Source organism: Loktanella sp. SALINAS62, assembly GCF_018263905.1.
Classification (GTDB): domain Bacteria; phylum Pseudomonadota; class Alphaproteobacteria; order Rhodobacterales; family Rhodobacteraceae; genus Loktanella.
On the sequence record NZ_JAAFZU010000002.1, the window covers coordinates 89474 to 104112 of the forward strand.

A 14639-nucleotide genomic window follows, 5' to 3' on the forward strand; every position below is an offset into this window, starting at 1 on the left:
AATAACGTCTGACCTTGAAGGCAAGAGGCAAACGCGGCACCCCGCCCGCGCCCGAGAAAAGGAGCACCCGACGTGCCATCATTTTCCGCAACGCTAGAACAATCCATCCACGGTGCCTTGGCGCTTGCCAATGCGCGCCGTCACGAACTTGCGACGCTGGAACATCTGCTTCTGGCACTGATCGACGAACCGGACGCCGTGCGCGTCCTCAAGGCCTGTTCGGTCGATCTGGACGAATTGCGCAAGGATCTGGAAGATTTCATCTCTGACGATCTGTCGACGCTTGAAACCGACGTCGAAGGATCAGAGGCCGTGCCGACCGCCGCATTCCAGCGGGTGATCCAGCGCGCGGCCATCCATGTGCAATCGTCCGGCCGCAACGAAGTGACCGGTGCGAATGTACTGGTCGCAATCTTTGCAGAACGCGAATCCAACGCGGCCTATTTCCTGCAAGAACAGGACATGACCCGTTACGACGCGGTCAATTTCATCGCACATGGCGTGGCCAAAGACCCCGCATACGGCGAAGCGCGGCCTGTCACCGGCTCGATCGAGCAAGAGGACGAAAGCGTCACCGACGGCGACGGAAAAGAATCAGCGCTGGCCAAATATTGCGTCGATCTGAACGCCAAGGCAGGCAAGGGCGACGTCGATCCGCTGATCGGCCGCGCCCATGAGGTCGAACGCTGCATTCAGGTGCTGTGCCGCCGCCGCAAAAACAACCCGCTGCTGGTGGGCGACCCCGGTGTGGGCAAAACAGCCATCGCCGAAGGCCTGGCATTTAAGATTGTCGCAAAAGACGTGCCCGCAGTGCTGTCGGGGGCCACGATCTATAGCCTTGATATGGGTGCGCTGCTGGCCGGCACGCGGTATCGCGGCGATTTCGAGGAACGCCTGAAAGCCGTGATGACAGAGATGGAGAACCACAAGGACGCGGTTCTGTTCATCGACGAAATCCATACGGTCATCGGGGCCGGTGCGACATCCGGTGGTGCCATGGATGCATCCAACCTGCTGAAACCCGCGTTGCAGGGCGGCAAGCTGCGCTGCATGGGGTCCACGACGTACAAGGAATTCCGCCAACATTTTGAAAAGGACCGCGCGTTGTCGCGCCGGTTCCAGAAAATCGACGTCAACGAACCGTCGGTCGAAGATGCGGTGAAAATCCTGCGCGGGCTGAAGCCCTACTTTGAAGAGCATCACAGCGTGAAATATACGGCTGATGCGATTCGCACGGCTGTGGAATTGTCGGCGCGGTATATCAACGACCGCAAATTGCCCGACAAGGCAATCGACGTGATCGACGAAGCCGGGGCCAGCCAGCAGCTTGTCGCGGAATCCAAGCGCCGCAAGACCATCGGCGTCAAGGAAATCGAAAACGTCGTGGCCAAAATCGCGCGCATCCCGCCGAAGAACGTGACCAAGGACGATGCAGAGGTTCTTAAAGACCTTGAAAAGTCGCTCAAGCGGGTTGTGTTCGGGCAGGATCAGGCGATTTCGGCGCTGTCATCCGCGATCAAGCTGGCCCGTGCCGGTTTGCGCGAACCCGAAAAGCCAATCGGCAACTACCTGTTCGCAGGGCCGACTGGTGTGGGCAAGACAGAGGTGGCAAAGCAACTGGCGGATACGCTGGGTGTGGAACTGATCCGTTTTGACATGTCGGAATACATGGAAAAGCACGCGGTTTCGCGTCTGATTGGCGCGCCTCCGGGCTATGTCGGATTTGATCAGGGCGGCATGCTGACCGACGGTGTCGACCAGAATCCGCATTGCGTGCTGTTGCTGGACGAAATGGAAAAGGCCCACCCGGATGTCTACAACATCCTGTTGCAGGTGATGGACCACGGGAAACTGACCGACCACAATGGCCGGACCACAGATTTCCGCAACGTGATCCTGATCATGACCAGCAACGCCGGTGCCGCCGAAATGGGCAAGAACGCCATGGGCTTTGGCCGTGAAACGCGCGAAGGCGAAGACACCGCCGCCATCGAACGGATCTTTACGCCGGAATTCCGCAACCGTCTGGACGCGATCATCAGTTTCGGTGCCCTGCCGAAAGAGGTCATCATGAAGGTTGTGGACAAATTTGTCCTGCAACTTGAAGCGCAACTGATTGACCGCAACGTCCATATTGAACTGACGCCCAAAGCCGCCGCATGGCTGGCCGACAAGGGCTATGACGCCAAGATGGGCGCGCGCCCGCTGGGCCGCGTGATTCAGGAAAACATCAAGAAACCGCTGGCAGAAGAACTGCTGTTCGGCAAATTGATGAAAGGCGGTCTGGTCAAGGTGGGCGTCAAGGACGGCGCGCTGGACCTGTCCTATGATCCACCTGAACAGGGCCGGATATCGGGAAAAAAGCCGCCTCTTCTGACGGCTGAATGATCCGGACCGGATTGATCGCGACATTGTCCCTCGCAGCCACATCGGCTGCGGGGGATTTTTCGTTGGTACAGCCCATCGCCTGCACGCTGGGGCAGGATTGCCACGTGCAGCAGATGGTCGATCACGATCCAACCGACGGCGCATCGGATTTTCGCTGCGGGTCGCTGACCTATGACGGACATAAAGGCACTGATTTTGCCTTGCCGTCGCTTGCGGCACAGGCAGCGGGCGTGTCCGTACTGGCGGCAGCGGATGGCGTTGTGGCAGGCGTGCGCGACGGGATGCCCGATATTTTGCAAACCGGTGAAACTGCCCCCGACGTAGCGGGCCGGGAATGCGGCAACGGCGTCGTGATCCGTCACGATGACGGTTGGGAAACGCAGTATTGCCATCTTGCGGCAAGGTCGATCAGCGTGGCGGGCGGTGATCTGGTGAGTGCAGGCGATCCGCTGGGCCGCGTCGGCCTGTCCGGCCAGACACAGTTTCCACACCTGCACCTGTCGGTCCGCAAGGACGGTCAGGTCGTCGACCCCTATGATCCCGATGGCCTGATCATCTGCGGCGATCCCGATCCGGACTTGCTGTGGTCCGACATCATCCCCGCCCCGCCCGGCGGTATCATTTCCGTGGGTTTCAGCGACGCGGTGCCCAGCTATGACGCGATCAAGGCCGGAACCGCCACGGCGACAGACCTGACCACTGGATCGGATGCGTTGGTTTTGTGGGGGTATCTGTTCGGCAGTCAGGTCGGGGACATTGTGAAACTGACGATTCTTGGCCCGGACGGGCGGCCGGTTTTTGAAACCACCGACGTGCTGGACCGGACACAGGCGCAATTGTTCCGCGCGGGCGGTCGCCGCACACCGGCGGGCGGATGGAATCCGGGCCTGCACACCGGACGGGTGGAACTGTTCCGCGACGGACAGCGCAAGGCCATGCTGACATCCGAAATCGTCCTGACCGATTAGCGTTCGGTCAATTTCAGCTCTATCCGGCGGTTCTGGGCGCGGGCCGCGGGCGTGTCGGCCGGGTTGATCGGCTGATATTCCCCAAATCCATTGGCCGCGAGCCGTGTCGGCGGGATATCCAGAAAATCTTCCATATATCGCACGACGGACAAGGCACGGGCCTGCGACAATTCCCAGTTGTCGGCAAATTCTCCCTGCCCAGACAGGGGGATGTCATCGGTGTGACCATCGACCCGGATGATCCAGTCGATACTGTCAGGAATTTCGGACGCGATCTGCTGTAACAGCGATGCCACGTTGGAAATGTCGTCCCGCCCCTGCGGCGACAGCGTGGCAGACCCGGGGTTGAACAGCACCTCTGACGAAAACACGAAACGGTCGCCGTCAATGCGGACCCCGTCCAGACCTTCGACCGCGTCACGGACTTGACCAAAGAAATCCGACCGGAAGCGTTCGAGGTTCTGCGCCTCTGCCGCAAGGCGGGCTGCTTCTGCTTCCAGTCTGGTGCGATCGGCTTCTTCCAGCGCGCGGCGGCGCCGTTCTTCGGCAGCGACACGCGCCAGCGCGGTGTTCAACTGCGCCCCAAGCTGTTCGATCTGCACTTCTGCATCCTGATTGTCCTGCCCCGCGACGTTCAGCAGCGTTTGCAGCGATCCGACCTGCGCGCGCAGGGCGGCGACCTGTTCGTTCAGCAATGCCGTCTGGCGCTGTGCGTTCGCGGTCTGCGCTTCTTGCGCGGACAGGCGGCGGTTCGCTTCGGCCAGTGCGGCGGTCCGCTGGTCAACCTGTTCTTCGGCATCCGTCCGCGCGGCGAGTGCTGCGACCATACGGGCGTTGATGTCGGCCCGCTGCTGATCGACGGTCGAGGTGGTATCGCGCAAGGCATCGACCTGCGCCGATAATTCATCGCGCGCCAGCAGCGCCTCTGCCAAGCGGTCTTCGAGTGTGGCGTTTCGTTCGCCGGCATTTTCTGCCTGCGTTTCGGCAGCCTGACGGGCCAGAATGGCAGCTGCCAGTTGCGCCTGCATATCGTCAAGATTAGCTTCGCCTTCGGCCAATGCGGCATCAAGGGCCGCGCGGGCGTCGGCCAGTTCCGCATCGCTTTGGCGTTCTGAAATGGCGGCGGCGGCCAGACGCGCGGTCAGATCTTCGGCCTGCGTCCGGCTGAGATCCAGCGCCGCGCGCGCCGCATCCAGTTCTGCTGCCGTATTTTCCTGCAGGGCGAGTGCGGCGACCAGCCGTTCATCCAGATCGTCGCCCTGTGACAGCGCCGCTGACAAATCGGTTTCCGCTTGCTGCTGCGCCAAGAGTGCTGCGGACAGATTCATGTCCAGTTCATCCCGCGCGGATTGGGTGGCGGCCAAAAGGGTCAGCGTTTCTTCGGCTTCGCGCCGCTGTTCTTCCAGTGCCAGTGTCATCGCGGTCAATTCGGCGTCGGCGTTTTCCAGCCGGTCGCGCAACGCCTGTGCGGCAGCCGCGTCAGCCAACTGTGTCGCTTCCAGATCAGAAATACGTTCGGCCTGTGTGCCGGTTTCGGTTTCCAGATCAGCAACCAGCGCCTGCAGTGCTTCGCGGCGGGCTGCCGCCAGACGCGCGGCTTCGGCCTGTGCGTCAACTTCGTCACGGGCACTGGCGAGTGCCAGATTTAGCTGTTCCTGTTCGGTCAGCAATTCGGTCTGTCGGGTTTCCAGCCCATCGACCTGTGCCGTCAGATCGGCGCGTTGGGCCAGCAGACCAGCGACCTGCGCCTCGAATCCGGTGATCCGGTTCTGTGCGGCAACCAGCGCATCGGCCGCGCTGTCGCGTTCACCGATCAACGCGGCAATCCGGCTGGCTTGCGCGTCGGCGGTTTCGTTGGCCGCCGTCAAATCCGCCGTCAGACTGGCCGTCCGCGATTGTTCAAGGCCCAGCGCCGACGTCAGCGACGCGATCTGCCCCGCCAGATTATCCAGCTGGGTCGCCTGCCCACTAATTGTTTCACGCAGCACGAACTGGATCACCATGAAAATGGTCAGCACGAACATCAAGACCAGCAAAAGGCCCGTCATCGCGTCGACGAAACCGGGCCAGATCGTTGAATTCATCCGTTGGCTGCGGCGGGACAGCGCCATGTCAGCCCTCCCTGCGGGTCTGCCGGATCGCCCGCGTCAAGTTCGCCAGTTCGGTGCGCAATTCGCCGATCAGTTCCTGTCGGCCGGACACCATTTCTTCGGTCAGGCGCAGCATCTGGGTGTCCATCGACCGCAGACGCATCCGGCTTTCGGCATCCAGACCGTCAACGCCGCCGTCTTCCAGCTTTTCGATCAGACGCTGCTGGCCTTCGGCAATGCGTGTCAGCAAGGCGTCGTTGGTGCCCGACCCACGCTGCGCATCGACCAGACGGTCAATCGTGCGGGCCAACTGGCTAAGCTGTTCGTCGGTTTCGCGGGTGCTGTCCTGTGCACGGGCGAACATTTCGCCCATCGTATCCAGCTGCTGCCCCATATGTTCGGCAAAGGCGGTCAGGATCGCGCCGTCTTCGTTGCCGCCCTCTTCACCCGACGCAAAGCTGAGGCGGGTGATCGTGGACAGCCATTCTTCCAGTTCGCGGTAGAACCGGTTTTGACCATGGCCTGCGAACAGTTCCAGCAGCCCGACAATCAGCGACCCCGCCAGCCCCAGCAGGGACGACGAAAACGCCGTGCCCATGCCGCCAAGCTGGCTTTCCAGCCCCTGCTGCAAGCGTTCGAACACGTCCTGACCGCTTTCACCATCGGCGGGCGACAGTGACCGGATCGTATCGACCAGCGCAGGCACGGTTGTCGCAAGACCGTAGAACGTGCCCAAAAGGCCAAGAAAAATAAGGGTGTTACCGATGTATCGCGTGATTTCGCGGTCTTCATCGATTCGCTGGGCGACGGAATCCTGGATCGACCGGCTGGACGTGGCGTTGATCTGCATCCGCTTGCCCACGGATCTGAGCAAGGTCGCCAGCGGTGCCAGCAGCGATGGCGCCTGCGTCAGATGATGACCGGACCGCCCGGCGGCAAAGCCTTCGATCCATTCGACCGATTTCATCAACTGATAGACTTGGGCAAAGGTGGAATAGACACCGATCACGAACACCAGCAGGATCGCCCCGTTCAGATACGGGTTCGTCAAAAAGATGCCGCGCATCTGCGGATAGCCGACATACAGTCCCGCACCCACCAGCGCCAACACGATCAACATGGATGTGATCTGCCGGACAGGCTGCGAAAATTGTGGGTCTGCCTTGGATTCCCGAAGGTCTGACAAAGGTTTCGGTCCCTGCTCTGTTTTGCGAAGCCTAACGTGCTAAGCCGGGCGTGAAAACGTTTATTCCTGACCCGTCAGGTCACGCACCCGCGACGCCAGCCAGCGCATGTCGGGATCGCTGATTCCCATGTCGTCCAGCAAATGCGCGGTGTTGAACAGGTATTCGGGGTTCGGCCCCATGCCACCGGTCGCGCGGGCGATCATCTGCGCCTGCGTTTCCAGATCGAACTGGACATATTGTTCATGCGTCGGGTCGATCACATAGGCCAACGAGGTCAGCGGCCCGTCGTCGGTATCCAGCGTCAGCATGCGTTCCAGATAGGCCGACGAAATCAACTCTCTCTCGCGTAGCATGGCCAGCACGGCGTCGGCCTGATCGTCGGCGGCGCGAAATGCGATGCCTGTGCAGGTCGCACCCGGCGTTTCATCCAGCGCCAGCACCAGCCCCGGTTCCGCGACCGTGCCGCGATGGTGAATGGACAGCATGCAAAAGCTGCGGTGATAGTCACACAGCACGGCGCGGCGTTGTTCGACAGGGGTGAACCCCGCTTTCCACAACAGCGATCCGTAGCCGAATACCCAAAGACTCATGCGGCTGGCCCTTTCTTTGCTGCCGCTATAGACCGCGACCGGACTGAATGCGAGGGCACTATGATGAAGACACTTTTGGTTGTGGTTCTGGCGCTGGCGGCACTTTATTCCGGCTATTGGGTCGTGGCGACGCGCGGTCTGGACGGCGGATTGCAAACTGCCATCGAAACGGCTGAAAGCTATGGCTGGCAGGTCGAGACGGGCACACTGGAAACATCGGGCTTTCCATCGCGTTTTGATGTCACCGCAACAGACCTGCGGGTTCAAAGCCCGATGGGTTTTGTGCAGTGGCAGGCGCCGATGGTGCAGACCGCCGCGCTGAGCTACAGGCCCAACCGGGTGATTGCCACGCTCCCGCCCGTGCAGACCGTACAAGTGGGCGAGCAAGCGTTGACGGTCGAATCCGACGGGCTGCGCGCGAATTTTGATGTTGCGGCCACGCCGTCGCTACCTTTTGAAAATTTCACCGCCGAAGCCGCGTCTTTTGACATTCAATCCGACGCGGGCTGGCAAGTGCAGACCGGCCCGGCAGTGGTGGCCCTGCGCCCGATGGGACCGGCAATCAATACCTATGCCGGATATATCAGCCTGTCCGATATCGTGCCGACGATCCCGCTGGCCGGTGCGCCCGACGTGCCTGCGCAACTGACCGCCGATGTCACAGCGGTGCTGGACCGCCCTTTGGACCGTCTGGTGATCAACGCGCCAGCCCTTCTGGACCGGCTGACCATCAACACCTTTGATCTGAACTGGGGCGATCTGCGGCTGGCCGGCGAAGGCACGGTCGACATCGGCGCGGATGGGGTGCCAGAGGGGCGTATCCTTTTGCAGGTCGTGAACTGGCGCGATCTGCTGACATTGCTGGATCAAGGCGGGATCGTGCCTGAAAACGTGTTGCCTGCGGTGACGTCAGGTTTGCGGATGTTGTCAGGGAGCAGCGACAGCCTGCAACTGCCGCTGACCTTTGCCGGGGGCGACATGATGCTGGGGCCATTGCCGCTGGGCGCGGCGCCGCGCCTACGCTAGGCGGCGCGCTTCGATTGCTTCCCAGATTTTCGCGGCGACGTTGGTGCCGTCAAACCGTTCCAGTTCCTGAATCCCGGTCGGAGAGGTCAGGTTGATTTCGGTCAGCCAGTCACCGATCACGTCGATGCCCACAAAAATCTGGCCCTTTTCGCGCAAAATCGGGCCGATGCGCGCGCAGATTTCACGATCACGGTCTGTAAGCGCCACCTTTTCAGGGCGGCCGCCGACGTGCATGTTGGACCGCGTTTCGCCTTCGGCGGGGACGCGGTTGATCGCGCCGACCGGTTCGCCATCGACCAGAATCACGCGTTTGTCGCCCTTTGACACGGCGGGCAGGAATTTCTGCATGATCAGCGGTTCGCGATTGATGCCGGAAAACAATTCATGCAGCGATGCAAGGTTGCTGTCGGACTGGCCCAGCTTGAACACACCCGCACCGCCGTTGCCGTAAAGCGGTTTCAAAATCACCTCGCCGTGTTTGGCACGAAACTCTTTCAACGTGGCCAGATCGCGGGCGATCATCGTGGGCGGCGTCAGGTCCTGAAATTGCAGGACCAGCAGTTTTTCAGGATAGTTGCGGACCCAGAACGGATCATTGACCACCAGCGTGTCGGGGTGGATCATGTCCAGCAGATGCGTGGTGGTGATATAGCTCATGTCGAATGGCGGGTCCTGCCGCAGCCAGACCACATCGAAATCCGACAGATCGACGGTCGTCTCGGCGCCCAGTGTGAAATGGTTACCCTTTTCGCGCCGGACGGTCAGCGGCCAGCCACGTGCGGTGACACGGCCCGCGTCAAACGCAATCCGGTCAGGCGTGTAATAGAACAGTTCGTGCCCGCGCGCCTGCGCTTCTTCGGCAATGCGAAAGGTGCTGTCAGCGTTGATGTTGATCGGACCGATCGGGTCCATCTGAAAGGCGATTTTCAACGGCATCGGTGGCAGCTCCTGCGTGCGGGTTTCCTCCCGGATATGGCGCAGGTCGGTCCCGTGGGCAATGGCGCTTACCACCCACCAAAGGCGTTGGGAATGATCCGCACGGCGCCGATCCCGTCCACCAACGCCACATCGAACCGCATCGGAGTCAGCTGGCCAGTCGGTTCGCTGGCCACAAATGCAGTGGCAGCGGTACAAATTCGGTCCGCCTGTCTGCGGGTGATATGCGTGGCCGCCCGGTCAAATGTGCTGCTTTTCTTCACTTCGACGAACACGAGCGTGGCAGCGTCGCGCACGATCAGATCAATTTCCCCCGCCGTGCCGCGCCAGCGTCGCGCCACGGTCGGGCAGCCCTGCCGAAGATAGTGTTGCGCCACGATGTCTTCGGCCACGACGCCCGCGTGATAATTGCGCTGGCCGCGATGCTGGCGGGCGGTCCGGGGTTTGGCCTTAGCTGTCCCGATCGCCGGTGTCTGTATGGCCGTCATCATGGTCGTCCTTCAGGTTCAGCGCCGTCTGATAGACCTGCCGTCGCGGCAGTCCCATGGCGCCCGCCACGGCGGTCGCTGCGTCCTTGACCCGCATGGTCTGCATCGCCTGCCGCAACGCGGTTTCGATATCGGCATCCACCACCGCCACGGCACCGGCGCGACCGATCAGGACGACGATTTCACCTTTTACACTGCGTCCGTCGAAAGCGTCGGCCAGTTCCGACAGAGTGCCGGTGGATACCTCTTCAAACTTTTTCGTCAGTTCCCGGCAGACGCTGGCCTGCCGCTCTCCCCCCAAAGCATCGCGCGCAGCGATTAAAAAATCATGAACCCGCTTGGGCGATTCGTAAAAAACCAGCGTGAATGGCAAATCGCGCAATTCGACCAGTTCCGCCGACCGCGCGGCGGGGCTGGCAGGCAGGAACCCACAAAACGCAAAGCGGTCCGTGGGCAGATCACCGATGCTTAGGGCTGTGATCACGGCAGACGGCCCCGGCGCTGCCGTCACCGGCAGACCCGCAGCCCGGACCGCGCGCGCCAGTTCGAACCCCGGATCGGCGATCAGCGGCGTGCCTGCTTCTGACACGCACGCCACGGCAGCCCCGCCACGTATGGCGTCGACAAGCTTTGTGACTGCGGCGTCGCTGCTGTGGTCGTGGAACGCAACAACGCGCCGGTCCCCCAGCGGAATGCCGTGAATTTCCATCAGTTTGCGTGCTGTGCGGGTATCTTCTGCCGCAATCAGGTCGCAGCTTGCAAGGATATCCAACGCGCGCAGGGTGATATCGCGGGCTGTGCCGATCGGTGTCGCGACCAGATACAAACCCGCAGAGAGCGGCGTAATGCGGTGATTCATCTCTAGACCCGTCCGGCTCTCGCCTTATGATAGCAATAAAGGGGGACAATGCGGTTTTCCGGCGTTAAGGACAACGCCGATACGCCGCACCGTCGCGCCATCACGAAAAGGACACGCCATGACCGTCGCCACCAAGTTCACACCGACCGCGATGCTGCGCCACGCCGCTGCCCGCGTGACAGCGGCCATAGGCCTGTTGTGGATGGCCGCCTGTGTGCCCGTTGGCACGGTCGGCGTGACGCAGGATACCGGACAGACCATCGACGCCAACGCCCCGGTCCAGGTCGCGTTGCTGGTGCCGGGTGGATCGACCCAAGGCAGCAATCAGGCGATTGCATCCAGTCTGGAAAACGCAGCGCGCATGGCGATCAGCGATCTGCAGGGCGTCACCATCGACCTGCGAGTGTACAACTCTGGGTCCGATTCGGCGCAGGCCGCCGCGGTTGCCACGCAAGCCGTGAACGAAGGCGCAAAGATCATTCTGGGGCCGCTGTTTGCCGATGCCGCCAACGCGGCAGGCGTTGCGGTGGCCGCGCGCAACGTGAACGTGCTGGCGTTTTCGAACAACCCGACCATCGCAGGCGGCAACGTGTTCGTACTGGGTGCGACGTTCGACAACACGGCCAACCGGCTGGTGCGCTATGCCAGCCGTCAGGGTTTGAACCGGATCGGTATCGTGCATGGCGATGATTTGCAGGGTCAAGTGGGCCGCGACGCCATTGCCCGCGCCGTGCAGGCGAATGGTGCGACACTGGCAGGGATCGCCAGCTATCCGCTGAGCCAGCAGGGCATTACCGCATCTGCCGGTCAGATTGCTGCGACCGTGAAATCGAATGGCGCGGACGCCGTGTTCCTGACCGCCGGGGTGAATGCCGATCTGCCCCTGTTGGCGACAGCGCTGCCCGATGCGGGGATCAACCCGACAGACACCCAGTATCTGGGACTGACCCGCTGGGACGCCGCACCGCAGGCACTGGCCCTGCCCGGATTGCAGGGCGGTTTGTTCGCCGTGCCTGACCGCGCGATGACCAGCAGCTTTGAATCGCGCTATGCCAGCGTCTATGGCGGACAGCCGCACGCGTTGGCCGGTCTGGCCTACGACGGGATTGCGGCGGTGGGTGCGCTGGTGGCGCAGGGCAGATCCGACGCATTGACCAAAAACGCACTGACCCAGCAACAGGGTTTCATGGGCACATCCGGGGTGTTCCGGTTGCTGCCGAACGGCCTGAACGAACGGGCCCTGTCCGTCGCAACTGTACGGGACAATGCCGTCGTCATCCTTGAAAATGCGCCACGCAGTTTTGGCCGTGCTGGCAGCTGACGCAACCCCGATCGCATCGCCAACGACGCCGGAGGATCTGATCCTTCCGGCGTCGTCGATTTTTGATCGTGACGCGATCGGCGCCCTGATCCGCAGCGCCTGCGAAACCGCGTCCGACGACCGCGCGCTGCGGACAGAGATTGTCCGCATCCTCAAAGACGCGCAGGCGCGCGGACGCGAGGCGATCCGCACCGCGTTTATCGCGGCACCGTTTCAGGCGAACCCGACCACACGCGCCTATAGCTGGCTGACCGATTGTCTGGTGACATCGGTGTTGGACGTCGCGCGGGACCGCCTGCATCCGCTGCCCAACCCCACGGACGGCGAACGGCTGTCGGTGATTGCGGTCGGTGGCTATGGGCGCGGGGAAATGGCCCCCTATTCCGACGTCGATCTGCTGTTTCTGACACCCTACAAGATCACACCATGGGCCGAAGCGGTGATCGAATCATCGCTTTACATGCTGTGGGATCTGAAAATGAAGGTCGGCCACGCCAGCCGGACGGTCAAGGATTGCCTGCGGCTGGCATCCGAAGATTACACGATCCGCACCAGTCTTGTGGAATACCGCTATCTGACGGGAGACGCCGATCTTGCGGTCACACTGGGTAAGCGGCTGTGGACCGACCTGTTCAAATCCTCTGCCCCCGATTTCATCGAAGCCAAGCTGAAAGAACGCACAGAACGCCATAAAAAGCAGGGCGGTCAGCGCTATATGGTCGAACCCAATGTCAAAGAAGGCAAAGGCGGCCTGCGCGACCTGCAATCGTTGTATTGGATCGGCAAATATATCCACGGCGTTCAGGAAGCGTCGGATCTGGTGAAATACAAGGTCTTTTCCCAAAGCGAATACGAGACGTTTCGCCAAGCCCATGAATTTTTGTGGGCGGTGCGGTGCCATCTGCATCTGATCGCGGGCCGCGGACAGGATCAGCTGACATTCGACATGCAGGTGCAGGTCGCTGACGCGATGGGGTTCGAAGACCGCACCGGACGGCGCGGTGTCGAACATTTCATGCAGGCCTATTTTCGCCACGCAACCATGGTGGGGGATCTGACGCGGATCTTTCTGACGGCGCAGGAACGCACCCATGCCAAGGCCGCACCGATGCTGGAACGGCTGTTGAAGCGTAAGCCCAAGACCAAGCCGCCCTATGCAATCAAACAGAACCGTCTGACCGTTTCTGGACCAAAGACGTTTCTGGCGGCCCCGCTCAACCTGCTGCACATTTTCGAGGAATCGCTGCGGACCGGCACGTTGATGCATCCCGACGCCATGCGCCTGATCGCCGCGAACCTGCATCTGATCGATGACACGGTCCGCGAAGACCCCGAAGCAAACCGCATCTTTTTGCGGTTGCTGCTGAAATACGGCAACCCGGAACGCGCATTGCGGCGCATGAACGAGCTGAACATGCTGGCAGCGTTCATGCCGGAATTTGCGCCGATCGTCGCCATGATGCAGTTTAACATGTATCACAGCTATACCGTGGACGAACACACGATCCAGGTGATCAGCCACTTGGCGCGTATCGAACGCGGCGAATTGGTCGAAGAATTGCCCTATGCGTCGCAAATCATTCAGGCGGGGGTGAACCGGAAGGTGCTGTATGTCGCGCTGTTGCTGCACGACATCGGCAAGGGCCGGCCAGAAGATCATTCCGTTCTGGGTGCCCGCATCGCGCGCAAGGTTGCGCCGCGCCTGGGCCTGTCAAAAAAAGAGTGCGACACGGTCGAATGGCTGATCCGCAATCATCTGTTGATGTCGGACACGGCGCAAAAGCGCGACATATCCGAACCGCGCACGGTGCGGGGGTTCGCCAAGGCGGTAAAGTCCAAGGAGCGTCTGGATCTTTTGCTGCTGCTGACGGTCTGCGATATCCGCGGCGTCGGCCCCGGAACATGGAACAACTGGAAAGCAGTCTTGCTGCGCAACCTGTATTCCGCGACCCGCGACGCACTGGATACCGGGCTAGAAGACCTGAGCCGCGAAACCCGTGAAGCCGTGGCTAAACGCGCCCTGCGCGATGCGCTGGCGGACTGGGACACGGCTGCGCTGAAACAGGAAATGTCGCGTCACTACGGCCCTTATTGGCAAGGGTTGCCGCCGACGACCCATGTTGTCTTTGCCGAATTGTTGCAGGACATTTCCGACAGCGAGATTAAAATAAACCTGACGCTCGACCACGACCGCGACGCCACACGGGCCTGTTTTGCCATGGTTGACCATCCGGGGTTGTTCAGCCGGATGAACGGCGCACTGGCGCTGGTGGGGGCCAATATCGTCGATGCCCGCACCTATACGTCCAAGGACGGCTATGCGACCGCAGTGTTCTGGATTCAGGACGCCGATGGCCATCCCTTTGAAGAAGCGCGCCTGCCCCGCCTGCGGTCGATGATCCAGCGCACCCTGATGGGAGAGATCGTTGCACGCGAGGCGTTGAAAGACCGCGATGTGCTGCCCAAACGGATGCGGGCATTCCGTGTGCCGACGGTTATCACCTTTGATAACGACGGGTCCGAAATCTACACCATCATCGAGGTCGACACCCGCGACCGTCCCGGCCTGCTGTATGATCTGACCCGGACACTGGCGAACGCGAACGTCTATATCTCGTCCGCCGTGATCGCGACCTATGGCGAACAGGCGGTCGACACGTTCTACGTCAAGGACATGACGGGCCTGAAATTTCATTCCCAAGCCAAACGTGACGCGCTGGAAGCCCGGTTGCGGGATGCCATTGACCGGGGCGCGGAACGGGCGCAAGGCTAGCGCCGCATCCAAA

At 61.3% G+C, this 14639-nt stretch carries 11 protein-coding genes; 5 read left to right on the forward strand and 6 right to left on the reverse strand.

Going from position 1 to position 14639, the window contains the following annotated elements:
- Window positions 1-72: 72 nt before the first annotated feature.
- Window positions 73-2388, forward strand: a complete 2316-nt coding sequence (gene clpA / locus GZH79_RS02940; RefSeq protein WP_211641675.1) for an ATP-dependent Clp protease ATP-binding subunit ClpA — start codon at window positions 73-75, stop codon at window positions 2386-2388.
- A complete protein-coding gene (locus GZH79_RS02945; RefSeq protein ID WP_211641676.1) occupies window positions 2385-3356 on the forward strand; it encodes a M23 family metallopeptidase in 972 nt (323 codons plus the stop codon). Before clpA ends, GZH79_RS02945 begins: the two co-directional genes overlap by 4 nt.
- Here GZH79_RS02945 and GZH79_RS02950 read toward each other — a convergent pair.
- The 3 genes from GZH79_RS02950 to GZH79_RS02960 form a co-directional block, all read right to left on the reverse strand.
- Window positions 3353-5467, reverse strand: coding sequence for a peptidoglycan -binding protein (locus GZH79_RS02950; protein WP_211641677.1), 2115 nt, complete (start codon window positions 5465-5467; stop codon window positions 3353-3355). The two genes, GZH79_RS02945 and GZH79_RS02950, sit on opposite strands and share 4 nt — an antisense overlap.
- A 1-nt stretch (window position 5468) precedes the next feature.
- On the reverse strand, window positions 5469-6566 hold the full coding sequence (locus tag GZH79_RS02955) for a biopolymer transporter ExbB (protein ID WP_211641678.1): 1098 nt from the start codon (window positions 6564-6566) through the stop codon (window positions 5469-5471).
- Between the two features lie 126 nt (window positions 6567-6692).
- Window positions 6693-7223 carry a gamma-glutamylcyclotransferase gene (locus GZH79_RS02960; protein WP_211641683.1) on the reverse strand — a complete coding sequence of 177 codons (531 nt, stop codon included), beginning with the start codon at window positions 7221-7223 and terminating at the stop codon, window positions 6693-6695.
- A 63-nt stretch (window positions 7224-7286) separates the two neighbouring features.
- Between GZH79_RS02960 and GZH79_RS02965 the strand changes: the two genes are divergently transcribed.
- Window positions 7287-8249, forward strand: a complete 963-nt coding sequence (locus GZH79_RS02965) for a DUF2125 domain-containing protein (protein ID WP_211641684.1) — start codon at window positions 7287-7289, stop codon at window positions 8247-8249.
- On the opposite strand, the gene gshB is transcribed toward GZH79_RS02965, so the two are convergent.
- From gshB to rsmI, 3 genes are all read right to left on the reverse strand, one after another.
- Window positions 8241-9185, reverse strand: coding sequence for a glutathione synthase (gene gshB / locus GZH79_RS02970; protein WP_211641685.1), 945 nt, complete (start codon window positions 9183-9185; stop codon window positions 8241-8243). The two genes, GZH79_RS02965 and gshB, sit on opposite strands and share 9 nt — an antisense overlap.
- A 68-nt stretch (window positions 9186-9253) precedes the next feature.
- Window positions 9254-9673 (reverse strand): YraN family protein, encoded by a 420-nt coding sequence (locus GZH79_RS02975; RefSeq protein WP_211641687.1) that lies wholly within the window; start codon window positions 9671-9673, stop codon window positions 9254-9256.
- The gene (rsmI, locus tag GZH79_RS02980) at window positions 9636-10532 is read right to left on the reverse strand and encodes a 16S rRNA (cytidine(1402)-2'-O)-methyltransferase (protein ID WP_211641689.1); all 897 of its coding nucleotides are present in this window, start codon (window positions 10530-10532) and stop codon (window positions 9636-9638) included. The genes GZH79_RS02975 and rsmI overlap by 38 nt, the downstream gene beginning before the upstream one ends.
- A 118-nt stretch (window positions 10533-10650) precedes the next feature.
- Here rsmI and GZH79_RS02985 point away from each other — a divergent pair, with 118 nt between their 5' ends.
- Window positions 10651-11853, forward strand: a complete 1203-nt coding sequence (locus GZH79_RS02985) for a penicillin-binding protein activator (RefSeq protein ID WP_249218947.1) — start codon at window positions 10651-10653, stop codon at window positions 11851-11853.
- A complete protein-coding gene (locus GZH79_RS02990; protein ID WP_249218948.1) occupies window positions 11798-14626 on the forward strand; it encodes a [protein-PII] uridylyltransferase in 2829 nt (942 codons plus the stop codon). The genes GZH79_RS02985 and GZH79_RS02990 overlap by 56 nt, the downstream gene beginning before the upstream one ends.
- Window positions 14627-14639 lie beyond the last annotated feature (13 nt).